At 29.8% G+C, this 23,838-nt stretch carries 22 protein-coding genes and 3 tRNA genes; 15 read left to right on the forward strand and 10 right to left on the reverse strand.

Annotated elements, in window-relative coordinates:
• The 7 genes from L2Z92_RS09760 to L2Z92_RS09790 form a co-directional block, all read right to left on the reverse strand.
• Positions 1-1,650 carry a peptidase domain-containing ABC transporter gene (locus L2Z92_RS09760; protein ID WP_236458686.1) on the reverse strand — a complete coding sequence of 550 codons (1,650 nt, stop codon included), beginning with the start codon at positions 1,648-1,650 and terminating at the stop codon, positions 1-3.
• Positions 1,647-2,318 (reverse strand): TetR/AcrR family transcriptional regulator, encoded by a 672-nt coding sequence (locus tag L2Z92_RS09765; protein WP_236458687.1) that lies wholly within the window; start codon positions 2,316-2,318, stop codon positions 1,647-1,649. Before L2Z92_RS09765 ends, L2Z92_RS09760 begins: the two co-directional genes overlap by 4 nt.
• 43 nt (positions 2,319-2,361) lie before the next feature.
• Positions 2,362-3,018: a leucine-rich repeat domain-containing protein gene (locus L2Z92_RS09770; protein ID WP_236458688.1), complete on the reverse strand. Its 657-nt coding sequence runs from the start codon at positions 3,016-3,018 to the stop codon at positions 2,362-2,364.
• A 125-nt stretch (positions 3,019-3,143) separates the two neighbouring features.
• A complete protein-coding gene (locus tag L2Z92_RS09775; protein WP_236458690.1) occupies positions 3,144-3,704 on the reverse strand; it encodes a thioredoxin family protein in 561 nt (186 codons plus the stop codon).
• Between the two features lie 4 nt (positions 3,705-3,708).
• A complete protein-coding gene (locus L2Z92_RS09780) occupies positions 3,709-4,428 on the reverse strand; it encodes a phosphodiester glycosidase family protein (RefSeq protein ID WP_236458692.1) in 720 nt (239 codons plus the stop codon).
• 1 nt (position 4,429) lies between these two features.
• Complete coding sequence (gpmI, locus tag L2Z92_RS09785; protein ID WP_236458693.1) at positions 4,430-5,947, reverse strand: 2,3-bisphosphoglycerate-independent phosphoglycerate mutase; 1,518 nt, start codon at positions 5,945-5,947, stop codon at positions 4,430-4,432.
• 107 nt (positions 5,948-6,054) lie between these two features.
• Positions 6,055-8,487, reverse strand: a complete 2,433-nt coding sequence (locus tag L2Z92_RS09790; protein WP_236458695.1) for a DUF5916 domain-containing protein — start codon at positions 8,485-8,487, stop codon at positions 6,055-6,057.
• A 187-nt stretch (positions 8,488-8,674) separates the two neighbouring features.
• On the opposite strand from L2Z92_RS09790, the gene L2Z92_RS09795 reads away from it, so the two are divergent.
• A complete protein-coding gene (locus L2Z92_RS09795) occupies positions 8,675-9,412 on the forward strand; it encodes a murein L,D-transpeptidase catalytic domain family protein (protein ID WP_236458696.1) in 738 nt (245 codons plus the stop codon).
• Here the strand turns inward: L2Z92_RS09795 and L2Z92_RS09800 are convergent.
• Positions 9,401-10,975: a L,D-transpeptidase family protein gene (locus tag L2Z92_RS09800; RefSeq protein ID WP_236458698.1), complete on the reverse strand. Its 1,575-nt coding sequence runs from the start codon at positions 10,973-10,975 to the stop codon at positions 9,401-9,403. The genes L2Z92_RS09795 and L2Z92_RS09800 overlap by 12 nt on opposite strands.
• 615 nt (positions 10,976-11,590) lie before the next feature.
• On the opposite strand from L2Z92_RS09800, the gene L2Z92_RS09805 reads away from it, so the two are divergent.
• The 3 genes from L2Z92_RS09805 (at position 11,591) to L2Z92_RS09815 (ending at position 11,888) form a co-directional block, all read left to right on the forward strand.
• Positions 11,591-11,666, forward strand: a tRNA-Gly gene (locus tag L2Z92_RS09805).
• A 35-nt stretch (positions 11,667-11,701) separates the two neighbouring features.
• Positions 11,702-11,777: transfer RNA gene (locus L2Z92_RS09810), tRNA-Gly, on the forward strand.
• A gap of 35 nt (positions 11,778-11,812) precedes the next feature.
• Positions 11,813-11,888: transfer RNA gene (locus L2Z92_RS09815), tRNA-Gly, on the forward strand.
• Between the two features lie 39 nt (positions 11,889-11,927).
• Here L2Z92_RS09815 and pepE read toward each other — a convergent pair.
• Positions 11,928-12,635 (reverse strand): dipeptidase PepE, encoded by a 708-nt coding sequence (gene pepE, locus L2Z92_RS09820; protein ID WP_236458700.1) that lies wholly within the window; start codon positions 12,633-12,635, stop codon positions 11,928-11,930.
• A gap of 116 nt (positions 12,636-12,751) precedes the next feature.
• Here pepE and L2Z92_RS09825 point away from each other — a divergent pair, with 116 nt between their 5' ends.
• The 6 genes from L2Z92_RS09825 to L2Z92_RS09850 all read left to right on the forward strand — a co-directional run bounded on the left by L2Z92_RS09825 (position 12,752) and on the right by L2Z92_RS09850 (position 18,161).
• Entirely contained in the window at positions 12,752-13,525 is a 774-nt protein-coding gene (locus tag L2Z92_RS09825) for a hypothetical protein (protein WP_236458701.1), read from the forward strand.
• Positions 13,512-14,366: a carboxypeptidase-like regulatory domain-containing protein gene (locus L2Z92_RS09830; RefSeq protein ID WP_236458703.1), complete on the forward strand. Its 855-nt coding sequence runs from the start codon at positions 13,512-13,514 to the stop codon at positions 14,364-14,366. Before L2Z92_RS09825 ends, L2Z92_RS09830 begins: the two co-directional genes overlap by 14 nt.
• A 46-nt stretch (positions 14,367-14,412) precedes the next feature.
• Complete coding sequence (locus tag L2Z92_RS09835) at positions 14,413-14,853, forward strand: DUF6702 family protein (RefSeq protein ID WP_236458704.1); 441 nt, start codon at positions 14,413-14,415, stop codon at positions 14,851-14,853.
• A gap of 16 nt (positions 14,854-14,869) precedes the next feature.
• On the forward strand, positions 14,870-17,140 hold the full coding sequence (locus tag L2Z92_RS09840; protein ID WP_236458712.1) for a M1 family metallopeptidase: 2,271 nt from the start codon (positions 14,870-14,872) through the stop codon (positions 17,138-17,140).
• A 104-nt stretch (positions 17,141-17,244) separates the two neighbouring features.
• Complete coding sequence (locus L2Z92_RS09845; protein ID WP_236458714.1) at positions 17,245-17,592, forward strand: Sec-independent protein translocase subunit TatA/TatB; 348 nt, start codon at positions 17,245-17,247, stop codon at positions 17,590-17,592.
• The gene (locus L2Z92_RS09850) at positions 17,592-18,161 is read left to right on the forward strand and encodes a phosphatase PAP2 family protein (protein ID WP_236458842.1); all 570 of its coding nucleotides are present in this window, start codon (positions 17,592-17,594) and stop codon (positions 18,159-18,161) included. The genes L2Z92_RS09845 and L2Z92_RS09850 overlap by 1 nt, the downstream gene beginning before the upstream one ends.
• 7 nt (positions 18,162-18,168) lie before the next feature.
• On the opposite strand, the gene L2Z92_RS09855 is transcribed toward L2Z92_RS09850, so the two are convergent.
• Positions 18,169-18,810, reverse strand: coding sequence for an O-methyltransferase (locus L2Z92_RS09855; protein WP_236458716.1), 642 nt, complete (start codon positions 18,808-18,810; stop codon positions 18,169-18,171).
• Positions 18,811-18,883: 73 nt separating this feature from the next.
• On the opposite strand from L2Z92_RS09855, the gene rlmN reads away from it, so the two are divergent.
• The 5 genes from rlmN to L2Z92_RS09880 all read left to right on the forward strand — a co-directional run bounded on the left by rlmN (position 18,884) and on the right by L2Z92_RS09880 (position 23,723).
• Positions 18,884-19,924: a 23S rRNA (adenine(2503)-C(2))-methyltransferase RlmN gene (gene rlmN / locus L2Z92_RS09860; protein ID WP_236458718.1), complete on the forward strand. Its 1,041-nt coding sequence runs from the start codon at positions 18,884-18,886 to the stop codon at positions 19,922-19,924.
• Between the two features lie 75 nt (positions 19,925-19,999).
• Complete coding sequence (locus tag L2Z92_RS09865; RefSeq protein WP_236458720.1) at positions 20,000-20,983, forward strand: polyprenyl synthetase family protein; 984 nt, start codon at positions 20,000-20,002, stop codon at positions 20,981-20,983.
• A 258-nt stretch (positions 20,984-21,241) separates the two neighbouring features.
• The gene (locus L2Z92_RS09870) at positions 21,242-21,811 is read left to right on the forward strand and encodes an RNA polymerase sigma factor (RefSeq protein WP_236458721.1); all 570 of its coding nucleotides are present in this window, start codon (positions 21,242-21,244) and stop codon (positions 21,809-21,811) included.
• Positions 21,798-22,514, forward strand: coding sequence for a hypothetical protein (locus tag L2Z92_RS09875; RefSeq protein WP_236458723.1), 717 nt, complete (start codon positions 21,798-21,800; stop codon positions 22,512-22,514). Before L2Z92_RS09870 ends, L2Z92_RS09875 begins: the two co-directional genes overlap by 14 nt.
• 69 nt (positions 22,515-22,583) lie before the next feature.
• On the forward strand, positions 22,584-23,723 hold the full coding sequence (locus L2Z92_RS09880) for a hypothetical protein (protein ID WP_236458725.1): 1,140 nt from the start codon (positions 22,584-22,586) through the stop codon (positions 23,721-23,723).
• The last annotated feature ends 115 nt before the right edge of the window (positions 23,724-23,838 follow it).

A 23,838-nucleotide genomic window follows, 5' to 3' on the forward strand; every position in this document is an offset into this window, starting at 1 on the left:
TTAAGTAATTTGACCGTTTTTTAACGTAATGGTTTTTGTAGCGTATTTTTCCCAATCTTTATTTGCATTGGTTATAACTATAGTCCAAGGGTGTTTTTCGTCCATTAAATACTTAATAATTTCGTCTGATTGTTCGTTGTCTACTTTTGTTAAAGGATCTTCTAATAATATAATCTCTGGCTTGGAAAGAATACTTCTTGCAATAATTATTTTTTGTACAACAGATGAGTTTATTTGTTTTCCATCTGGAAATAAAGGAGTATCCAATCCTAAAGGTAATGATTTTATGAATTCGGTTAGTTTTACTTTTTCTAAAATAGAATTAATTTCGTTAATAGAAATACTCTGGTTTTTACAAATAATATTATCTAAAATAGTTCCTTCAAAGGTGCTATCGCTAGAAGTAACCAAGGCAGTTCTGGAACGATAATTTTCAATGTCTATTTTGTTGATATTAACATCGTTTATATAAAGTACTCCAGAAGTAGGATCTAATATTTTTCCTAATAATCGAACTAAAGTAGTTTTTCCAGAACCATTTTCTCCTTTAATGAGTAACCGTTCTTTGGGTTTAATAGTTAAGTTGATATTGTTTAAAATACAAACATCAGAATTAGGATATTTATAATGTAAATTTTTAGCTTCTATTGTAATTGGCTCATTATTATCGATCATGAAGTTTTGTTGATTGTTGTTTTTTTCAATTTCTAAATCGGCAACAGCTCCTAATTTTTCTAAAGAAGTTAAAACGTCATAAAATAACTCTAAACCACCAAATAATTTTTCTACTGCATTAATAATCGTTAAAATTATAATTTCGGCAGCAACAAACTGACCAATATTCATTTGTTGATTTAATACTAAAAGACCACCAACAATTAATAAACCTGCTGTAATTAAAGTTTTGAACCCAACTAGCTGAATGAATTGTCTTTTTAATATTTTAAAGTGTTTCTCTCTGTATTCTAAATAATCACTAACCAGCTCATCGTTTTTGTTTAATGAAAAATTAAATAAATTCTGATTTTTGAAGCTTAGATGGTTTCTAGCAATTTCTTGAATCCAATGTGCTACTTTATACTTGTATTTTGATTCTTTTAGACTAGTTTCTAATCCTTTTGAAAAATTGGCTTTAAAAATAAGATATAACAACCCAGAAAGAATAAAACCAAAAATAATAAAGAAAGAATGATATAAAGAAAGCAAAATCATTCCAAATAATATTTGAAGAATTGCTGTCGAAATGTCTAATAATAGTTTAGAGAAACCTTTTTGAACGGTTAAAGTATCAAAAAAGCGATTGGCTAATTCTGGAGGATATTGATTATAGAATTGATCGTGTTTGATTTTAGGAAAACGATATGCAAAATCAAAAGATGAGCGAACAAATATTTTTTGTTGCAGATTTTCTGTAATTCGATATTGCATGATTTTAAATATACCAACAAGAATTACACCGACCACTACCACAACGATAAGTATTACCCAAGAAGTTGAGGCTTTACCAGCTTGTAGAAAATTTATAATAGATTGAATTCCAAGAGGAAGCGTTAAACTAATTAATCCTCCAAAAAGCGCATAAAGAATAATTTGATAAATATCTCTTTTGTCTATCAATATTAAGTTTTTGAATCTTTCAAGTGGTTTCATACAAGTGTTTTTTTAATTAAATCAATATAGAAGTCTGATAGACAGTTTGAATTGGATAAATTTGTAATAGTTTTAAAATGATCTTTTAAATAATGCTGATGTAATGATCCTTCAACGATTGAAGATGCCAAAGTTTTACCAAATGGATATTCTGGGTTGATTTCTTCTATCATTGCAATTAATCGATTAATTACACTTTTATAGACTAAGAAAAAGCCTTTTTTATTTTCTTCATCGACTTCTTTTGTTAAAAATGTTTTTGTGAATTCGCAAATGATAATTTTGTTTAAGATTGATTCGTCAATGTGTCTTGTTGAAATGTCGTCTTTAACTTCTTCTGTAAGAATAATTATTGCTTTGTTTAGTTTCTCTACTGGATTTGAAATGTTAGCAGTTGCAAAAACTAATCGGTATTCTATCCAAGACCAATACCATGAAGATAAATAAAGTAATATTTTATGTTTGCTTTCAAAGTAGCGATAAATAGAACTTTCGTTAGAACTTATTTTTTCTCCTAATTTTTTAAAAGTAAATGCTTCAAAACCAATATCATGAATTAAATAGATACTGTTTTGTATTATCTTTTTTCCTAAATCCGATGTTTCTGGATCTTTTACAAAAAATTTTTCGTTTATTTTTATTTTAAAATTATCTAATAAAGTATACATTTTTTAACGATGGATTTATTTCTTAGCTGAAATGAATTATTATTTACAATTTTATTTGAAACCCAAAATTTAAATTTAAAACATCTATATCTTCAGGCGTAATTAAATTATTTTCTAGGTCTAAAAATTTTAAATTTTGAAGGCCTTGAATATTTAATGGAAATTTTTTAAACTTATTATTGTTAAGATACAATGAATTTAAATTTTGTAATAAATTTATTTCTGTAGGGAGCTTGTTTAAGTTATCGTTCTCAAGATGTAATGTTTTTAAATTAGGTAACTTAGAAAGTGTTTTGATGTTCTTCTCAAAATTAAAATTTTTCTCGTTGTTTAAATATAATTCTTCAAGTGAGTTTAAATTTTCAAATTCTTGAGGTAGATTTTTGAAATTGTTTCCACTTAAATTTAATATTTTAAGATTCTTAAGTGCACTGATTCCTTTTGGAATTTCTTTTAAATTGTCATTTTCTAAATTTAAATACTCTAAATTTTCAAACTTTGAAAAATCGATATCACTAAAGTTTAGGTTTTGATTCCCTAAATCTAATCGTTTTACTTCCTTAGGATTTAAAACTGCATTTTCAATATTATACTCTGTAATACTATCTTTTACAGTTATTGTTTGTGCAGTTGTACTTATTGATGCGAAAACTATTATAAGTACTATCTTGTTTAATAAATAATTTTTCATGTGCTTCATAATATTTGTTTTAGTTAGTATTGTTCTGCAAATATAATAGTATTACTATTAAGTTTTGAAAGTTTAACTTTTAATTATTAGTTGTACATGAAAAAATCCCGAAAGAATCGGGATTTAAAAATGGATTATTCTGCATAAATATGTTTGTATGGTTTCCCAGAAACAATGGTTAGGAAATCTTGTTCTAAGTTTTCAACTGGTGATTCTACAATTCTATTTATTTCTTTTTTGTTGTTGTAGAAAATAAAAGTAGGAACATTAGTAATGTTTAATCCTTCTTCAAATGCTCCAGGTGTTGTTTTGTTTCTATTCATCATAATTAGCGTAACTTTTTTTAAAGGATAATCAAGCTGCTTGAGGATTTTATAGAATTTCGGTACCTGATTTTGACTGTCTTCGCACCAAGTGCCCATGAAAATGGTAATTGTAGATTTTTTTATATGTTTTTTTATTTGATTAATAACGTCATCATCAGCTTGATAATTTTCATAACCTGATGTAAACCATTCATTAAAGGGTTCTTGTTGTAAATCACTCATTTTTGCTGGACCAATTAAAATGCCATTAGTGATTTCTTTAGGTGTGTTTTTTCTGTCTTCACTCACTTTTACATCTTCACCTTTTGTGTGAACGGAACAACTAACGAACAAGGACAATGTTGCAATAACTAATGTTTTTTTTATCATGTTATTATTTATTCGTTATTCCTATTAGTACACCAAAATTCCCGTCGGTTTGTATCCATTTTTCTTCAGGATAATAAGTTCTAGAAACAAAACCATCCAAATATAATGCATTTTTACAGCCTAGTTTTTTAAAATAGGTAGCAAAATCATAGAAGTTAATTTCTTTTTTAGACATGGCAAAAACAATGTTTCCGTTTTCTAAAACTCCTACACCATTTCTAATATTTAAATTTTTAGAGTTTTCATTGAAAGCGGAGTGAATTATATTGTTTATAACCAGCATTGGACCAGATTGGGTTGCAAATTTTATATTCTTTTTTAGATTGAAATTTTCGGTAACATCAATTTTTGCTTGATTATTGTCGGCAATATAAAAAACACCATTTGGTTTTAAATAAAAGTTTCCGTTTCCACTCAAGGTGTCGATGTTGCTTTTTGTTTCAAAATTTTCAATAAATAAACCTTGAGGAGTATTGTCTTTTTTATACATTCCTCCATTTGTTGCAAAAAGAAGAGTTTGATCTTTAGTTTCTAGCCAATTTTTTAAGTTTTGTATGCTTTTAAAATTATTGTCTTTTTCGTCTTTCCAATATAGTTTAACCTCTTTATCATTCAGATCTACTTCATAAGTTATAAAACGATCATCTTTAGCTTGTCCTTTAAAAAAGATAAAGCTACTCGAAATGAGTATTATAAAGAGTATAAGAATAACTGATTTTTTCATTTTATAATAATGATTTGCAAGTCATTGCTGCTGGTTTTTCAATTCCCATTAAATCTAGAATAGTAGGTGCTATATCTCCTAAGACACCATTATTTATACTTTTGATGTTTTCATCTATAATAATTAAAGGAACTGGATTTGTTGTGTGTGCAGTATTAGGACTTCCGTCTGGATTAATCATGGTTTCGCAATTTCCATGATCGGCAATTAATAAAGTAGTATATCCGTTTTCTAAAGCAGTTTCAATCACTTCTTTTACACAAATATCTACAGCCTCACATGCTTTTATTGCTGCATTCATATCTCCTGTATGACCAACCATATCTCCATTTGCGAAATTTAGGCAAACAAAATCTACTTCTCCTTTTTGTAATTCAGGTACTAATGCGTCTTTCAATTCATAGGCGCTCATTTCTGGTTTTAAGTCATAAGTAGCTACTTTTGGAGAGTTTTTTAAAATTCTAGATTCTCCTTTGAAAGGTTCTTCTCTTCCTCCAGAAAAGAAGAAGGTAACATGCGGATACTTTTCTGTTTCGGCAATTCGTATCTGTTTTTTACCAGCTTTTTCTAAAACCTCACCTAGTGTTTCAGTAATGTTATCTTTGTCATAAATAACATGAACATTTTGATAAGTATCATCATAATTTGTCATTGTAACATAGTACAAGTTTAATTTATGCATATTTTGTTCATGAAAATCTTTTTGAGATAATGCTTCGGTTAATTCTCTACCTCTGTCGGTTCTGAAGTTAAAGAAAACAACAACATCATCGTCTTTTATGGTTGCAATTGAATTTTCTTCTGAATCTACGATTGTAATAGGTTGAATAAATTCATCAGTAACATCATTAGCGTAACTTTCAAGGACACTCAATGAGCCTTTTCTTGATTTTGTACCTTTCCCGTTTACTAATAAATCATAGGCTAGTTTTACACGTTCCCAACGTTTGTCTCTATCCATTGCGAAATAGCGACCAATTATTGAAGCTAATTTTGCATTTGTGTTATCGAGATAGTTTTCTAAATCTTCAATATATTTCGCTCCCGATTTAGGGTCAACATCTCTTCCGTCTGTAAAAGCATGAACAAACATTTTTTGCACACCCGATTCTTGTGCAACATCTATTAAGCCTCTCAAATGTGAAGTATGGGAATGAACACCACCATCGGAAACTAAACCTAGAAAGTGAATTGCTTTGTTGTTCTTTTTTGCATATTCAAGAGCGTCCATGTATGGTTTTTCTTGATCGATTGATTTGTTTGCAACAGCAAGGTTAATTTTAGCTAAATCCTGATAAACAATACGTCCAGCACCAAGATTCATGTGTCCTACTTCGCTATTTCCCATTTGTCCTTCAGGCAAACCAACATTTAAACCGTCGGTTCTTAGTTGTGCATTAGGATATTTTGTGTATAGGCTATCTATAAAAGGAGTGTTTGCATTATCAATTGCAGAAACTTTTGGGTCTGGAGATTTTCCCCAGCCGTCAAGTATCATTAAAATTACTTTCTTGTTCATCTGTTTAGTTTTTACAAATATATGCAATTGTACTCTCTTTGAGTAGAATACAAAAGAGTAAAATGTAAATAAATTACGAAAACGATTAAGTAAAACGGATTAAATAATTATGCTTTTTTGAACCAACTTTTCGCTTGATTATAATCGATAAAATAACGAATACTTACAGAAAAAGTATGGCTTAAATTGTCATTTAGCAAAGTATCAAAATTATTGCTAAAATCATTGTCAATATCACTTGTAAAATTGGCAGCATTATTTCTGTAAAGTACTGTAGCTTGACTTCCAGGTGCAAACCACCATGAGTAAGAAAAATCTAAGTTCCAAGTACTGAAATTAGAGTTTTTGTTTGCTGTATAGTCTGTTTTTTCAAGAAGTCTTCCATTCTCTTGTAAAGTGAAAAATTTGTTGTTTTCAGCAATAGACCAGTAGTGTCTAATTGATAAATTAAAATTCATCCTACTGTTTATGGAAAATTTACTTGTTAAATTATTGTCTAAAGTATTTCTATCCCTCTGGGCAATTATAGTTTCGTTTGTAGTACTTAAATAATCAATATATCCAATGTTGTTTTTTTGGCTTGAAGGGTTGAATTCGTAGATAAGTGAAAAGCGATCATTAAATCGATACCTAGGGCGAATACTAATGTCTAAATCATATCTGTCTTCTTGATTGTAAAACAAGTTTGAGAAATTTAAATCTAATGCGAATTTATAATTGTAGTTAGAAGAAAGTCCTAGCCAATAACTTTGGAGTGTTGGGATAATAAGAAATTTGCCTTCTTTTCTAGGTTCATAATAATCATATCTTTCAAAAGGTTTTATTCTGTATCCAAAACCAACATAATGGTTATCTTTAGAAGTAGTGTTAATATCTATGCTAAAGTTATTTTGTTGAATTTCACTTGTAACATTATTATGCTCCATGTATGAATAAATACCGATATTGAATGAATTGAATATTTTAGTAGGAGATAATATTCTATAACTTGCATTGCTGAAATAGCTGTAATAATTTGTTTGAAAAATAATTCCTAAATCGTTTTTATCAAAATCTTTAGAAACATATTCTCCACCAAGACCAAAACGAAATTTACCAGAAGTTTCACCAATTGAAAGTGATGATTCTAGACCATTTTTGTTTTTTGTGTCGAAAGTATTACTAAGGTTCGCTTTTCCAGAAAGGTTGAAAGTATTTTTTTTAGTATTTAAGTCGAAAATTATACCAGAAACATTAGCATCTCTATATTTTCCATCCCTTGTTACATTGGTGTTGATAAAAGTAACAGAAGAGTTTTTATTGAATCTTTGGTCAAGAACTGTAACGTTATAATTTGTTAAAGGAGATACTGTTTCTTGTTTGGTATTGCCATTAATAGTGTTTCTAACGGTAACATCTGTTTTTTCGGTAATTGCATTTAAAAAACCAATACCTAAACCGTCGTTGTTTCTTCCAGATACTTTTAAAGCATTAAGTAGATTGGTTGTACTAGGGAAATTATCGATTGTTTCATCATCAGTTAATTCAGGACGAAATTTTGGAGAAGCACCAATTCTACGTGTATATAATAAATCACCTTTGCTAAATAAATCGGTGCCTTCTGTAAAGAAAGGACGATTTTCGTTAAACTGTTGTTCGAAAGGTCCTAAGTTTAATTCTACATTGTCAAATTTAGTTTGTCCAAAATCTGGAATTAAAATTGCATCAAGAGTGAAAGCGTCATTAATTCCATACTTAATATCTAGACCACCTTTAAAGGTTAATTCGCTGCCTTCTTTTTTGTTAGAGTTATAATAACTGGAGGCATAAGGAATTAAAAAAAGACGAGTAGGAGGAGAAATATTTTTGATTCCTTTTAAAATACCTGCTTGTTGCGAAAAAGAATTAATATTGTTGTCAATATGCGACCAAGTATATTTTTGTCGATTACGTCTAATTTCTCTAAAAAAGTTGATACCCCATGTTTGAACATCTGCTTTTGGGAAACGTAGTGCAGCATATGGTATTCTGATTTCAACAACCCAACCTTTATCTGTTATTTTGGTTTTACTTTCCCAAATGGCATCCCAAGAATAATCTTCTCCATCTTGTGAGGTGAAATTGCAATCGGCTTGTCCATTTGAAGCAGTAACATAAAATTGAAAGTCTTGTTGCCCATCATTATAGCCATTAATGAAAACTCCAAAACTATCTGCAATTCCAGTTTTGTCTCTTTCAGTAAATTCTTTTAATATTTTTGAAGGTTCGTTGTCATACAATATAGCTCCAATATATAATGCATTATTGTCATAAAGTACTTTTACTTCAGTTCTTAAGTCATTTTGAGCAATGTTTCCATTATCGGGTTCAAAGGTGTAAAATTCATCAGCAATAGTTGCTTTTGACCAATTTAATTCATCTAAATTTCCGTCGATTACAATGTTTTCATCTCTTCTTTCTGCAATTAGATTCTTTTTTTCTTCAAGTGTTTTTCTTTCCTGAGAGAATAAACTTTGTGAAATAAAGAACAATAATATACAGAAAATGAAGTTATTATACATGAAACTTTTTTAGCAAATTTAGAATTATTCAATTTTGTACGAAAGAAATTATAGATTTTTTAACGTTTTTTTTATAAAGCCGACTAAAAGCACTTTTTTTCGATTAAATGCGTAAAAAAATTTGTTTCATTGAAAAAAATGGATATATTTGGAACCTTAAATCAACACAATAACTATAACTGACACAATGAATTACCGATTATTAACCCTTTTTGCGCTAAGTTTTTTATTTTTGAATTTTACTGCCGTTAGTCACTCTACTGGAGTTGAAGGTGATAAAAAAGGAACTGATCCAAAATTATTGGCAGCTAAATTAAAGCTATCTCTAGAAGTAAAGTGTAAATCTTTTTATGAAGATATAGAATCAAATAAATATTCATTGCCAAATTTTGAAAGTTTTTTAAAAGCTTTTGAAGGTTATAATAGTTTGAAAGAGCAAGGGGTAATTGAAAAGGAATATTTAACGATTGTTGATTTTAGTTTGTCAGCAAATGAAGAAAGAATGTGGGTTATAGATATGACAACTAAAGAAGTTGTATTACGTTCGTTAGTTGCTCATGGAAGAAATTCTGGAGATGTATTTGCAAATGATTTTTCGAATAGATCCGAATCCTATCAAAGTAGTTTAGGTTTTTATGCAACTGGAGAAACGTATATTGGTAAGCATGGACTTTCTTTGCGTTTAGATGGTTTAGAATATGGTATAAACGATAAAGCTAGAGATCGTGCTGTGGTTATTCATGGTGCAGAATATGTTTCTGAGGACTTCATAAAATCTAATGGACGTTTAGGTAGAAGCCTCGGTTGTCCAGCAGTTCCAAATGAAATTTCAGCAGAATTAATTGAACTTATTAAAGATAAATCTTGTCTTTTTATTTATCATCCTTCTAGAAGTTATATTAGAAAATCTAAATTAGCTTCGTAAAGAACGATACAGTTTTTTGTCGAGATTATAAATATCCTCACGAAATTGTAACCCGTCTTTGTCTAGCCAGTTAGTCCAATATAAAAAATAAACATTAATTTCGTTTTGAATAGGAACGGTTTTGATGTTTTTTCTTTTTATGATTGTATCAATGTCAGTTTTTGTTAATTTTTTCTTTTCGTTTTTCAATATTTTTTCAGATAAATCCAAAGGATTTTCAATTCTAACACAGCCAGAGCTCAGGGCTCTATATTCTCTTGAAAAATAATCTCTATGATTGGTGTCATGAAGGTATACTAAATGCCTATTAGGGAAATTAAATTTCACTAGACCTAAGGAATTATTATATCCAGAATTTTGGACATATCGATACGATCGCGCTCTTTCAGAATCCCATTCTTCAGGAGTAACTTTGCTTCCAGTTGAATCATAGATAGTCATTCTAGTTCTTTCAAAATATGTTATATTCTTCTTTGCAGAAGGAGTAAGGTCTTCTTTAATGATTGTTGGAGGTACTGTCCAAGTAGGGTTAAAGACTAAATTAGATAATTTAGAAGTTAATACAGGAGTTTTTCTTTTTGGTGTTCCAACAACAATATTGTGCTTTGCTATTGTATCATTTTTAAAAACATAAGCAATTTGATAATCAGGTAGATTTGTGATTAAATAATTTTCTCCAAAATCTTTAGGAAACCATTTCCAACGTTCTAAATTAGCTATAATTTGTTCTTTTCTTTCTTCTTTTGAGAAATTTAAGGCTTTGATTGTTCCGTTTCCAATCACACCATCAGATTTTAAGCCGTTTCTAGCTTGAAACTTCTTGACAGCAATAAAAGTTATCGTGTCGTAAATTGGTGTCGTAATACTGTCTTTTCTTGTGTAGTCTTTCCAGTAAGCAAGTTTATGTTTAATTGTTATAATTTCGTCAATGGTGTCATGAAATTCAATTTTAGTATCAATTTTATTCTTTTTGAAGTCATAGTCAGGATACTTGTCTAAAACTAAAAGGCTTTTTTTAATTTGATTATAGATGAAATGCTGTGGTTTAATTTCATTAAATGTTTTATCTAATGTTTTAGAAGTTATTCCTTTTTCTAAATATGAAGAAAGGGCTATAGTTTTAGTTTTTAAATCCCAGTCGTCATACAATTTCTTTGGATTCAATTTTCCTTTGTAAAGATGAAGTGCTAGTTTTTCAAAAGTAGTTGTAAGTAAAATGTCATATTCAAATACATCATTGTCTTTTAGGGAATCTCTTTTCTTTTCTAGTGGCTCAATTTTCTTTAAGTTATAATCATCTGGGTTCAGACCTTCTTTATAGGAGTTTTTAATCTCACTTATTAAATCTTGACGATTTTTTTTGTTAAACCATATTTCATGATTGTTTAATTTACTATAGTATAATTTTAAACTATCATTCAGTGTTTCAAAATGTTCAATCGGAATTGGACGACTAATTTCTTTTATTTCTTCTTTATTTTCAGAAATAGTATCAGTGCTAGGTGTGTTTTTACAACTAATCAAGGAAAGGAAAAAGAAAGTGAAAAGTATATTTTTAATCATAAATATTTTTTTTAGCTATTTCTAGATATTCTAATTTTTTAAAGAGTAAACTCTCGTATTGTTATTTGTTTGATGCAAAATTAGGTTTGCTTTTTGTTTTAATGCTCACTATAAATAGTGATTTTTTATTTTACCTGTCTTTTTTGTCAATTTTCTGTACATAAGATAAGGATTTTCGATTGATTCTATTTCAAAAATGGAGCCAAATTTTAAGCGATTAAGAGTAGTGTGGTTTTTTTTGAGGTAATGGGATAAAACCATACCTTGAAATGATCGCAATAATGTTTAAAGAGTACTTGATGTTTTTTAAAGTCTGTGCTTTGTTTTTTTTATAAAATATATTTGACTTTTCAGAAATTCGAGTAGGTTTTATGTCTTCATTTTTGGAAAAAAAGGAAAAATTGGTTTTTTTATGTATTAAAACATGAAGCTTAATACAAGATTTCTCTTTGAATGATTTTTTTTTAAACTTCAGCATTTTTTTAAACTTCTCATTTGTAATAAATTAGAGTTTGTTGCTGGTAGTATTTTGGGGTGATGTAAAGATAATTGTATTTTTTTTAAAAAAAAACTTGCAATTGAAAATAGAATTGAAGTATATTTGCACTCACAAAAGCGGAAGTAGCTCAGTTGGTAGAGCTCCAGCCTTCCAAGCTGGTTGTCGCGAGTTCGAGCCTCGTCTTCCGCTCCAAAACTTTGATGTAAGTTTTAAAAGAATCATCACCTGCGGAAGTAGCTCAGTTGGTAGAGCTCCAGCCTTCCAAGCTGGTTGTCGCGAGTTCGAGCCTCGTCTTCCGCTCCAAAACTTTGATGTAAGTTTTAAAAGAATCATCACCTGCGGAAGTAGCTCAGTTGGTAGAGCTCCAGCCTTCCAAGCTGGTTGTCGCGAGTTCGAGCCTCGTCTTCCGCTCCAAAAAAAACCTCAAAATTTTTGTTTGAGGTTTTTTTGTTTTTATTTTAGAGTGTTTAGTTCTGTTTCAGGTTCAATTTCAATCGGTTCTTGGTTTTGTTTGAATAATCGAGCAGTTAGTTCTCCTTTTAATTTTATAGAATCACCATTAACTTCCAGCCAACTTCCTTCTCTTAATCCTAAAACGGGTTGCGGATTATAAGCGTGAAATTCTTTAATGCGTGTTTCTCTAGTTTCTCCCATGTGTTTAGAGTTGGTGTCAGGGTCTAAATAATGAGGATTAATATTAAAGGAAACGAAACCTAATGTTCTAAAACTTGGTGGATATACAATAGGCATGTCGTTTGTTGTATTCATTGTTAAGCCACAGATATTACTTCCTGCGCTTGTTCCAAGATAAGGAGTTCCATTTTTAACTGCTTTTTCAATAGTGTCCAGAACATTATTTCGGTATAGTTCACTCACTAACACAAAAGTGTTTCCACCACCAGTAAAAATAGCTTCAGCATTTTCAATTGCCTTTTGAGGATTTTCGAATTCATGTATTCCTTTAACCTCTTTATTAATGCTTAAAAATGATTCTCTTACGATTGAAGTGTATTCATCATGTGATATTCCACCTGGTCTGGCATAAGGAATAAATAAAATTGTAGATGCGTTTTTGAAATGTTTTTCAAGTAATGGAAGTAAATAATCTAAATACGTTCCATTATGAAGTGTTGAAGTACTTGCTATAATTATATTTCTCATTTTTTATTTTTTTTCAAAATTACATTTTTTCAATTAACAAAAGTTTATAATCTTATTAGTATTTAATTGGCACAAAACTCTATTAATTTTACAAAACTCTATTAAATTAATAATTAATGTCAAGAAAAATACTTCTTCTATTCCTTTTTCCTCTTTTCCTTTGGTCTCAAAGCGATTCAATTTTTAATGGTAAAATTGTTTCGGAATCTGATTTTTTAGATGAAATACATATTATTAATGTTTCTGAAGGTACTGGAGTGGTTTCTGAACGAGGCGGCTACTTTAAGATTAAAGCTAAGGTAAATGATACTTTGATGTTTAGTGCGGTGTATTTAAAAGGATATCAAAGAGTTGTAGTTGCTAGCGATTTTACCAAAGATCTTGTGTTTATTCCAATGGAAGCTCATATTAATCAATTATCTGAGGTAACCTTAACAAAATATAGGAATATTAATGCTGAAGCTTTAGGGATTGTTCCAAAAGGGCAAAGACGCTATACTCCAGCGGAAAGAAAGTTAGTGACGGCTGGAGATTTTAAATGGTATAGTCCGTTGTTAATTCCTGTAGGAGGAATGGATGTTGATGGTCTTATCAATGCAATAAGCGGAAGGACAAAAATGCTTAAAAAAGAGCTAGAAGTTGAAAGGAAAGAAAGGCTACAAGAAAAAACGAGTGATATTTTTCAAAAAGAATATATTATAAATACGTTAAAAATTCCAGAAGATTATGTAGAAGGATTTCTTTTTTATGTTGTAGAAGATCCAAGATATGTTAATGTTATGAAAGGTGATAATAAAACAATGGCAACATTTATTTTAAGTCAATTAGCCTCTGAATATATTGAACTTAAAGAATTGAATAAAAAAGAAAAGAAAGATGAAAAGAAATAAATTGTTTTTTGTTTTTCTGATGTTTGTTCAATTTGCTTTTTCGCAAGGTGTAGAAAGACAAGTTCTTCATGGTAGAATTATTGCAGATTCTTTAGAGGTTGAAAATATTACTATTTTTAATATTTCTTCGAATATTGGAGCAATATCTGATATTGATGGGAAATTTTCTATTAGGGCTAGAGTAAAGGATACTTTGTTTTTCCAAGGTTTGTCTTTTGTTTCTCAAAAATATGTGCTTGCGGAGAAAGATATCAGAGCTGAAGAATTCGAAGTGAGATTGGACGTAAGAGTGAATGAGTTAAATGAAGTAGTTGTTACTCCTTCTACATTAACCGGTGTTTTGGAAATAGATACAAAAAAGATAAAGACCTATGGATTCACAGGTATAGATATGAACAAGACGAAATATTATGGAGATGAACGATTTAATAGTCCAATGAAAAATTCAACTTTTCCTAATCATTTCGCACCAAATGGATCAAATTTTGATTTTATAGCTATTGGTAAAGGAATAGGTAATTTGTTAGGAATAGGTAGAAATAAAAAGAAAGACGAGAATAATTCTTTTGAGATGAGAAGGTTGAAAGATATTCAAACTAAATCTTTTGCAGAACATATGAAGCAACGTTTTTCGCATCACTTTTTTGTTTCTACATTGAAAATAGAAAATGAAGATTTGGTTTCTTTTTTAGCTTTTTCGGAAATGCCAAGTTATGAATTGGCAACATTTTTGCGAGCAGAGAATGAATTGATGCTGATAGAGTATCTAATTACTAAAGCAAGCGAATATAAAATACAAAAAGAAGAATCATTACATTTGCCAAATGAGAAAAAAAATTAACATTATATCCTTACTGTTTTTGTATTGTATTGTAACATCTTTCACAATGCATAAGTTTTATGTTTCTGTGACTCAAATTGATTATGTAGCGAAAAAAAATAGAGTTGAAATTACATCAAGAATTTTTATTGATGATTTGAATAAGGTTCTTGAAAAGAAATACAATAAAAAAATACACTTAGCTTCAAATAGAGAAATTCCTGAAGCTAAAGATTTGGTAAAAAGTTATTTAAAAGAGAAAATGAGTGTCTCAATAAATAATAAACCAGTGGAAATGCAATTTTTAGGTACCGAAATTGATAATGATGTGTTAATTTGTTATTTAAAAGTTAGTTTTTCTGAAAAAATTACTACTTTCGGATTCGAAAATTCAATTTTAACAGAAATGTTTTCAGATCAGCAAAATTTATTGCATACTGATATCAATAACGAAAAAAGTAGTTATTTATTAACAAATTCTGAAAGAACTGCCTTTTTGAAATTTTAAAACTAATTAACCCAAGATGAAAAAGAGAATTCTATTTTCTTCAGTTTTAATACTAGCGACTTCATTTTTTGCTGTGGCTCAAAATGAAAAAACTGAAGATAAGAAAAAAGAATCAGGACATTATAACGAAAATAAATTTCGTCAGATGTATGATTTAATGGCAACGCCTAACATGTTTAGAACCGCATCTGGAGCACCAGGGCCAGCTTACTATCAGCAAAAAGCAGATTATAAGATGAATTTGGAACTAGATGACAAGAATCAAAAATTATACGGTTCTGAAACAATTACTTACTATAATAATTCTCCAGAACCTTTAGAATATCTTTGGGTGCAGTTAGATCAAAATATGCGTGCTGCTGACTCAAAAACACCTTTGGTAGATAACCAAAGAATGGATTTGGCATTGCCACCAGATAAATTTGCTAAGAAATTTTTGGAAGCTTCCTTTGCAGGTGGATTCAATATCGAACAAGTAAAAGATAAGTCAGGTAAAGACATGAGTTATACCATCAATCAAACAATGATGCGTATTAATCTAGATAAACCATTACAACCAAAAGGGAAAATCACTTTTTCTATAAAATGGTGGTATAATATTAATAACTATCAAGTTGACGGTGGTCGTTCTGGGTATGAATTATTCGATGACGGAAATCGTTTGTATGTAATAGCTCAGTTTTTTCCAAGAATGGCTGTTTATAGCGATGTGGAAGGATGGCAAAATATGCAATTTTGGGGTAGAGGAGAGTTTGCTTTAGTTTTTGGTGATTATGATGTTAGTATTACTGTGCCTTCAGATCATATTATGGAAGCAACAGGAGTACACCAAAACAGAAAAGACGTTTTTACTGCAGAACAAATGAAAAGATGGGCTTTAGCAGAAAACACATTCGATAAACCAGTTGTAATTGTAACTCAAGCAGAAGCAGAAGCAGCTGAAAAAGGTTTTTCAGAAAAGAAAAGTACTTGGCGATTTAAAGCAGAAAACGTTCGTGATTTCGGTTTTTCAACATCAAGAAAGTTTATGTTAGATGCAATGGCGGTTCAGTTAGAAACCAATAAGCCAATGGCTATTTCAATGTATCCTAAAGAAGCAAATCCTTTATGGGGCGATTTTTCTACGAAAGCTGTAGCACAGACATTAAAAACATATTCAAAACATACTTTTGATTATCCTTATCCTAAAGCGGTATCTGTTTCAGCAGAAGATCAAGGAATGGAATATCCTATGATTTGTTGGAATTTTGGTCGTCCAGATAAAGATGGAAAATATTCTGATAGAATAAAATATGGAATGCTAGGTGTTGTTATTCATGAAGTTGGTCATAACTTCTTTCCTATGATTGTAAATTCCGACGAGAGACAATGGACTTGGATGGATGAAGGTTTGAATACTTTTTTAGAGTATTTAACGGAACTAGAGTTTGATCCAAATTTCCCAACAGATAGAGGGCCAGCGGATAAAATTGTACCTTATATGAAAGGGAATCAAATGTATCTTGAACCAATCATGTCAAACTCAGAAAATATTTATAATTTCGGAGCTAATGCTTATGGAAAACCTGCTACAGGATTGAATATCCTACGTGAAACAATTATGGGAAGAGAATTGTTTGATCATGCATTTAAAACGTATGCACAAAGATGGAAATTTAAACATCCAACGCCAGAAGATTTCTTTAGAACAATGGAAGATGCTTCAGCTGTAGATTTAGATTGGTTTTGGAGAGGTTGGTTTTATTCAACAGATTATGTTGATTTAGGAATTAAAGAAGTGAAACAATACTATGTTTCTTTAGTACCAACTCAAGAAGTGAAAGATTTTGTTGCTAAAAGAGGAAGATTCATAAAGGATATGGGACCATTTATTTATTTAGTAGATGAACATCATAAAGAATTTGATTCAGCGACTAAAAAAGCACTTGAAACTAAAGATGTTCAAATTTTAGACGAATATGTTTCTAAAAACTACTCAACAGAAGAAAGAAAAGCATTAAAAGATCCTAAATATTTTTACGAAGTAGAGTTCGAAAAACCAGGAGGATTAATGATGCCTATTATTGTGGAGCTTCAATTTGAAGATGGAACAACTGAAACGCATACTTTTCCTGTTCAAATTTGGAGAAAAAATAATGAAACAGCTAAAAGAGTTTTTGCAACGGATAAGAAAATTGTAAAAATTCAATTAGATCCAAAATTAGAAACAGCAGATATTGATACGTCAAACAATGTTTGGCCTGCAGAAGCTGTAATCTCTAAATTTGATGAATTAGAGAAAAAATAATTCAAAATATATAAAAAAGAGTTAAACCTAATATCAAATTTTATAAGTTTGGTATTAGGTTCTTTTTTTCTTTGTAACTTTGCTTTAAAATAATTTAGTAACAGATGTTTGGTATCGGTTTTTCAGAGATTTTTTTTATACTCGTAGCCATTTTAATGTTGTTTGGGTCGAAAGAGATTCCGCAAATGGCAAAGTTCATGGGTAAAACCATGGCTCAATTAAAGAATGCTACAAATGAGATTAAAAGCGAGATTAGTAAAAGTGCACAAGACACTGGACTAGACGTGAATTCACTTACCAATGGTATTTCTGAAGAAATTAGTAAAGCAAAAGAAGGAATTACAAATGCAGTAAACCCTTTAAAAGATGTAGCTACAGATATTCAAAATCCAATTAAGGAAGTAAAAGAGGATATTGAAAATTTAACAGGGCCAATTAAAAGACAAATGTAATTTTGGAAAAACTTATTACGCTAGACAAAGAATTATTAATATTTCTTAACGGATTAGGTTCCGAACAATACGATGCCTTTTGGTTATTGATTACAAAACAACTCAATTGGATTCCATATTTTGTTATTTTATTATTCATTCTTCAAAAAAGAATAGGATGGAAAAATTTAGGAATAGCATTGTTATCTATAGCTTTGTTGATCACTTTTACAGATCAAATTACGAATCTTTTTAAATATAATTTTGCAAGATTAAGACCTTGTAATGATTTGGATACAAAAGATATAATAAGAATAGTTAAACATAGTGATACTTTTAGCTTCTTTTCAGGGCACGCATCTAATTCTATGGCTACAATGACTTTTGTTTTTCTTATCTTGAGAAAATATTATAAGTATGCTTTTGTAGTTTTTCTTTTTCCTTTAGTATTTGCTTATAGTAGAATATATTTAGGATTACATTTTCCACTGGATATTTTAACTGGATACTTATTTGGGATTTTTTCAGGAACTATTTTTTATAAATTTTATATAATAGTTCTGAGAAAGTATTTTTCTCAGAACCTATAATAATTTTTTAAAGTACTCGGCTCACTGTTAATCCATCTCGAATAGGAAGTAAAACAGTTTCAACTCTAGTATCGTTGTTTAGAAGTTGGTTGTACTCAAGTAGTATTTTCGTACTTGTATCTTTTGGATCAAGTTCTTCTACTACTTTTCCGCTCCATAATACATTATCAGAAAGTATAATTCCTCCTTTATTCATTATTGGAACAATTAAATGGAAATAGTTAATATAGTTTTCTTTATCAGCATCAATAAAAACTAAATCATATTTTTTATTTAAGGTAGGGATAATATCTATTCCGCTACCAAGATGTTGCACAATCTGGTTTCTCCATTCAGATAAATCAAAATATTTTTTCTGAAAATCGAAAAGTTCTTCGTTAAGGTCTATGGTGTCAATTGAGCCATTTTTAGCCATTCCTTCAGCTAAACATAAGGTAGCGTAGCCCGTATAGGTGCCAATTTCTAAGATGTTCTCAGGATTGATGATTTTAGATAACATACTCAAAACTCTACCTTGAAAATGCCCACTAAGCATTCTTGGTTGTAAAATTTTCTGATAGGTTTCTTTGTTTAATTTTGCTAATAATTCTGGTTCATTTTGACTATGATTAGCTACATAATCTTCCAAATCTTCAGAGATAAAATGCATAATGATTAGTTGTTTTTTGCAAAATTACAAATTAACAATTTAACGAGTAAACAATTTAACCTAACTTTGCACCATGCAAACGACAAAAAAAGACATAAGAGCTTTAACGAAAGAGCAATTAAGAGAATTCTTTGTTTCTAATGGAGACAAAGCGTTTAGAGGAAATCAAGTATACGAATGGTTGTGGAGTAAAAGAGCACATACATTCGAAGATATGACAAATGTTTCTAAAGAAACAAGAATAATGTTGCAAAGTAATTTTGTAATTAATCATATCAAGGTAGATACAATGCAACGTAGTGAAGATGGTACAGTAAAAAATGCTGTTCGTTTGCATGATGATTTAATTGTAGAATCGGTATTGATTCCAACAAAAACTAGAACAACAGCGTGTGTTTCTAGTCAGGTTGGTTGTAGTTTAGATTGTAATTTTTGTGCAACAGCTCGTTTGAAAAGAATGAGAAATTTGGAACCAGGTGAAATATACGATCAAGTTGCGGCTATAGATAATGAAAGTCGTTTGTATTATGACAGACCATTGTCGAATATAGTTTTCATGGGAATGGGCGAGCCTTTAATGAATTATCCTAACGTGATGAAAGCGATAGATATGATAACTTCTCCAGAAGGTTTAGGTATGTCTCCAAAAAGAATAACCGTTTCAACTTCTGGTGTTTCTAAGATGATAAAGAAAATGGCAGATGATGAGGTGAAAGTTAAATTAGCGGTATCATTACATTCAGCAATTGAAGAGATACGTAATCATATTATGCCATTTACGAAAAGCTTTCCTTTACCCGATTTAAGAGAAGCTTTAGAATATTGGTATCAAAAAACAAAAAGTAAAGTTACTTATGAATATGTTGTTTGGAAAGGGATTAATGATAATAAAGCTTCAATTGACGCTTTAGTTAAGTTTTGTAAATATGTTCCTTGTAAAGTAAACCTTATTGAATATAATCCAATTGATGATGGAGAGTTTCAGCAAGCATCTGAAAAAGCAACTGAAGATTATATTTATGCTTTAGAACGAAATAATATTGTAGTTAAAGTGCGTAGAAGTAGAGGAAAAGACATCGATGCTGCTTGTGGACAATTAGCAAATAAGACTTAAAATTTTTAATGCTACTAATAGATTATTTATGTTTGTTTTGCTACAAGTTTTGTTTTAGTTACTTTTGCTACCACAATGAAAATAGTTGAGCAAATAAAACAACCCATTTTAAATGAAATGGAACTTTTTGAAAAGAAGTTCCGTGAGTCAATGACTTCTAAAGTGGCGCTACTTAATAGGATTACTCACTACATTGTAAATCGTAAAGGAAAACAAATGCGACCTATGTTTGTTTTCTTAACAGCTAAGATGGTTGCCAATAACAATGAGGTGAATGAGCGTACTTATCGTGGTGCTTCAGTTATAGAGTTAATCCATACAGCAACATTAGTACATGATGATGTAGTTGATGATAGTAATAAACGAAGAGGGTTCTTCTCAATCAATGCGCTTTGGAAAAATAAAATAGCAGTTTTAGTTGGTGATTATTTATTATCTAAAGGATTATTGCTTTCTATAGATAATAATGATTTCGATTTGTTGAAAATAATATCTGTAGCCGTTCGAGAAATGAGCGAAGGAGAGTTATTGCAAATTGAAAAAGCACGTAGATTAGATATTACAGAAGATATTTACTACGAAATCATTCGCCAGAAAACAGCAACACTAATTGCTGCCTGTTGTTCCTTAGGCGCTTGTTCAGTTGTTCCAGAAGATTCTACTGTTGTAGAAAAAATGAGAAAATTTGGAGAATTAATTGGAATGGCTTTTCAAATTAAAGACGATTTATTCGATTATACAGACGATGCAATTGGAAAACCTACAGGAATTGACATCAAAGAACAGAAAATGACACTTCCATTAATTTATGCTTTGAATAATTGTTCTTCTAAAGAAAAAAAATGGGTAATCAATTCTGTTAAAAACTACAACAAAGACAAAAAAAGAGTTCGTGAAGTAATTCAGTTTGTGAAGGACAAAAAGGGATTGACTTATGCAGAAGAAAAAATGATCCAATTTCAACAAGAAGCATTAACGCTAATTCAAGATTTCCCGCCTTCTACTTATAAGGATTCACTTGTGTTGATGGTGAATTATGTTATCGAAAGAAAAAAATAATTTCTATATTCATTCCAAGTTGTTTATTGTTGTGCTGATTTTTTTTCAGTACCTAATGCAATATTTTTTAAAATTCATGCAACCTTTTTTTTAATCATCTCGTCTATGTTAATAGAAGAAGTGATTAAAGCGTTCTGTTTTTTTAAATCAAATGCAACCATCTTAAAAATCATCTCGTCTATATAAATAGAAAGTTATACCAGTTGTTATTTTATAGTAAATTCAATTGAAAGCAAACAGAGTGAATTAAAATTTAAAATGAAAGTAATAAACTTACATAGAGAAGAAAAAAAAATAATTGAACAAGCGGTCTTAAACAATAGGCAGGCCCAACATCAATTATACGAGAAGTTTTCTCCTAAAATGTTAAGTGTCTGTCGACAATATATTAAAGACACACATCATGCAGAAGATGTAATGATAACAGCATTCATGAAAGTATTTACGAATTTAAAAAAATTTGAACATAAAGGAAGTTTTGAAGGTTGGATTAGAAGAATAATGGTAAATGAATGTATTGATTTTGTTCGAGTAAAGAAAAACGTTTTTCAGCATCAAGAAATTGAAAATGTAATTTTATCAGAAACAGAAGATAGTTTAGAAATTGAAAGTTTTACGGTAGATGATATTCAATTACTAATTGATAATTTACCAGATGGTTATAGAATGATATTTAATTTATTTGCGATAGAAGGTTATAAACACGGTGAAATTGCGAAAATGTTGAATATAAGCGAAGGAACATCAAAATCGCAATTGTCCCATGCAAGAAAAATGCTTCAAGAACAAGTTAACCTATTAAAGACAAGAAAAAATGGAACCAAATAATTTTGAAAACAAGATAAAAGAGAAGTTGGGTTCAAGGGAATTAAAACCAACAGAAATGGCTTGGGATAGGTTAGACGCTATGCTAACTGTTCAGGAAAATCAGAAAAAGAAGAAAAACTTCTCGTGGATTTATATTGCTGCATCATTCTTTATTCTTGCATCTGTCGGTTTTTGGATGCTTAATAATGAACGTGGAAATAATATGATTATTGATAAAAACAATGTGGTTTTTGAAAAATCAACTTCCGATTCGATACGATATAATAAAGTTATAGATAAGAACGGTCATCTCTTAGAAGAAGACAAAGTGACTAAAAAATCGGAAGGAGCAAACTGGGTGAATAACAGTTTAGAAATCAAGAAGAAACAAGAATATAAGGTCGTAGAGAAAACTATTGTTTACAAGGATGTTAATTCTGGTTTGGTTATGAATAAAGATCCAGAGAAGAAAGAGGAAAAAGAGACGTCGATTAAAAATATAAAACCAGATAATCTGCTAGCTACTTTAGAAAACATACAAGTAACTAAAGAGAATAATAAATTCAAATTAAAAGTAAGTTCATCTTCTTTGTTAGAATCAGCAGAGAAAAACCAAGATAAAGATTATAAAGAAACCAATGTAGATAAGTTAACAAGAAACTTCAATCAAGTGAAATCGTTGTTAGCTAATAGAAATTATGAAACAGACGAAAAAAAAGAATAAAAATCATTCAATCAAATCATAAATCATCAATCTGAAGAATATTCAGGTTAAATTAAAAAACGAACAGTTATGCAAAAAATTATTATTTACACCTTTGTAATGTTATTGACATTAATTGGTAAGTTATCTGCACAAGAAACAAGTAATTCTGAGGATCTTATAAAAACGACTTTTGAAAAAAGAGCAAAAGAGATTTCAAAACGGATAGATTTTATAATAAAAAATGAAAAATCAGCTTTAAAGAAACAGGTATTCTTAATTGATAAAGACGAACAAGATGGAGTTATAACTAAAGTTGAAGCTTTAGATATGAAACAGCGAGCAGCTGATGAAACAGCATTGCGAATTGAAAAAAAGGTAGAAGAAGAGCAGTCAAAACTAAATAAGTTGATACAAGACAAGGTTGATGGATTAGTAGAATATGATTCTTTAAGTGAAAATGAAAGAGGAGGGCATTCAATAATATTAGGAAGTAGTTCTAGAGATTCTATTGGAGGTATTACAGAATATAATATAGGTTCTTTTAAAATATATAGTGGTGAAAAAGATAAAATGGAGCGTAGGTCTAAGCGAACAACTTCTCAATTTGTATTTGCTGGTGGATTAAATAATTTAATAACCAAAGGAGAAAATTTAGAAAATTCTGATTATAGAGTTTGGGGTTCGCATTTTTATGAATGGGGAATGACATATAATTCTAGAATATTAAAAAATAATAATCTATTACATGCAAAATATGGTTTGTCGGTTATGTATAATAATTTGAGACCAACAGATAATAGATACTTTGCTAAAAATGGTAATCAAACAGAGCTACAAACAGGAACTGTAAATTACAATGAGTCACGCTTCAGAAATGTCTATTTAGTTGCACCAGTACATTTAGAATTCGATTTCACACCAAAAAAAACAAATAAAGAAGGAGAAACTTATTTTAGAACACACGATTCTTTTCGTTTAGGAATTGGAGGTTATGGAGGATTTAGAGTAAAATCGAAACAGATATTGAAATATGAAATAGATGGAAATAATCATAAAGATAAGCAAAAAGGAGATTTTAATGTTTCCGATTTTATCTACGGAGTGAGTGCCTATGTAGGATATGGACAGACGAGTTTGTATGTGAAATATGATATTAATCCAATGTTTAAAAACAATGCAATCGATCAAAATAATGTTTCATTAGGAATACGTTTTGATTTTAATTAAAAAATTTGGGTTAGGGTTTTATACTAAAAGATGTCTTGTGAAAATAAGGCATCTTTTTAATTTAATAATTATTTCACATGGAGTGATTATCATAACAAAAGCGTAAAACTAACAA

The sequence above is a fragment of the Flavobacterium jumunjinense genome, assembly GCF_021650975.2.
In the GTDB taxonomy this organism is placed as follows: Bacteria; Bacteroidota; Bacteroidia; order Flavobacteriales; family Flavobacteriaceae; genus Flavobacterium; species Flavobacterium jumunjinense.

Bases quoted from the DNA above. Each gene is read 5' to 3' on its own strand.
- rlmN (WP_236458718.1), top strand. From the start codon at position 18,884: ATGCAAACGACAAAAAAAGACATAAGAGCTTTAACGAAAGAGCAATTA.
- L2Z92_RS09775 (WP_236458690.1), bottom strand. From the start codon at position 3,704: ATGATAAAAAAAACATTAGTTATTGCAACATTGTCCTTGTTCGTTAGT.
- L2Z92_RS09880 (WP_236458725.1), top strand. From the start codon at position 22,584: ATGCAAAAAATTATTATTTACACCTTTGTAATGTTATTGACATTAATT.
- L2Z92_RS09845 (WP_236458714.1), top strand. From the start codon at position 17,245: ATGTTTGGTATCGGTTTTTCAGAGATTTTTTTTATACTCGTAGCCATT.
- L2Z92_RS09840 (WP_236458712.1), top strand. From the start codon at position 14,870: ATGAAAAAGAGAATTCTATTTTCTTCAGTTTTAATACTAGCGACTTCA.
- L2Z92_RS09855 (WP_236458716.1), bottom strand. From the start codon at position 18,810: ATGCATTTTATCTCTGAAGATTTGGAAGATTATGTAGCTAATCATAGT.
- L2Z92_RS09795 (WP_236458696.1), top strand. From the start codon at position 8,675: ATGAATTACCGATTATTAACCCTTTTTGCGCTAAGTTTTTTATTTTTG.
- L2Z92_RS09770 (WP_236458688.1), bottom strand. From the start codon at position 3,018: ATGAAGCACATGAAAAATTATTTATTAAACAAGATAGTACTTATAATA.
- L2Z92_RS09875 (WP_236458723.1), top strand. From the start codon at position 21,798: ATGGAACCAAATAATTTTGAAAACAAGATAAAAGAGAAGTTGGGTTCA.
- L2Z92_RS09760 (WP_236458686.1), bottom strand. From the start codon at position 1,650: ATGAAACCACTTGAAAGATTCAAAAACTTAATATTGATAGACAAAAGA.
- gpmI (WP_236458693.1), bottom strand. From the start codon at position 5,947: ATGAACAAGAAAGTAATTTTAATGATACTTGACGGCTGGGGAAAATCT.
- L2Z92_RS09835 (WP_236458704.1), top strand. From the start codon at position 14,413: ATGCATAAGTTTTATGTTTCTGTGACTCAAATTGATTATGTAGCGAAA.
- L2Z92_RS09790 (WP_236458695.1), bottom strand. From the start codon at position 8,487: ATGTATAATAACTTCATTTTCTGTATATTATTGTTCTTTATTTCACAA.
- L2Z92_RS09765 (WP_236458687.1), bottom strand. From the start codon at position 2,318: ATGTATACTTTATTAGATAATTTTAAAATAAAAATAAACGAAAAATTT.
- L2Z92_RS09800 (WP_236458698.1), bottom strand. From the start codon at position 10,975: ATGATTAAAAATATACTTTTCACTTTCTTTTTCCTTTCCTTGATTAGT.
- pepE (WP_236458700.1), bottom strand. From the start codon at position 12,635: ATGAGAAATATAATTATAGCAAGTACTTCAACACTTCATAATGGAACG.
- L2Z92_RS09870 (WP_236458721.1), top strand. From the start codon at position 21,242: ATGAAAGTAATAAACTTACATAGAGAAGAAAAAAAAATAATTGAACAA.
- L2Z92_RS09780 (WP_236458692.1), bottom strand. From the start codon at position 4,428: ATGAAAAAATCAGTTATTCTTATACTCTTTATAATACTCATTTCGAGT.
- L2Z92_RS09865 (WP_236458720.1), top strand. From the start codon at position 20,000: ATGAAAATAGTTGAGCAAATAAAACAACCCATTTTAAATGAAATGGAA.
- L2Z92_RS09830 (WP_236458703.1), top strand. From the start codon at position 13,512: ATGAAAAGAAATAAATTGTTTTTTGTTTTTCTGATGTTTGTTCAATTT.
- L2Z92_RS09825 (WP_236458701.1), top strand. From the start codon at position 12,752: ATGTCAAGAAAAATACTTCTTCTATTCCTTTTTCCTCTTTTCCTTTGG.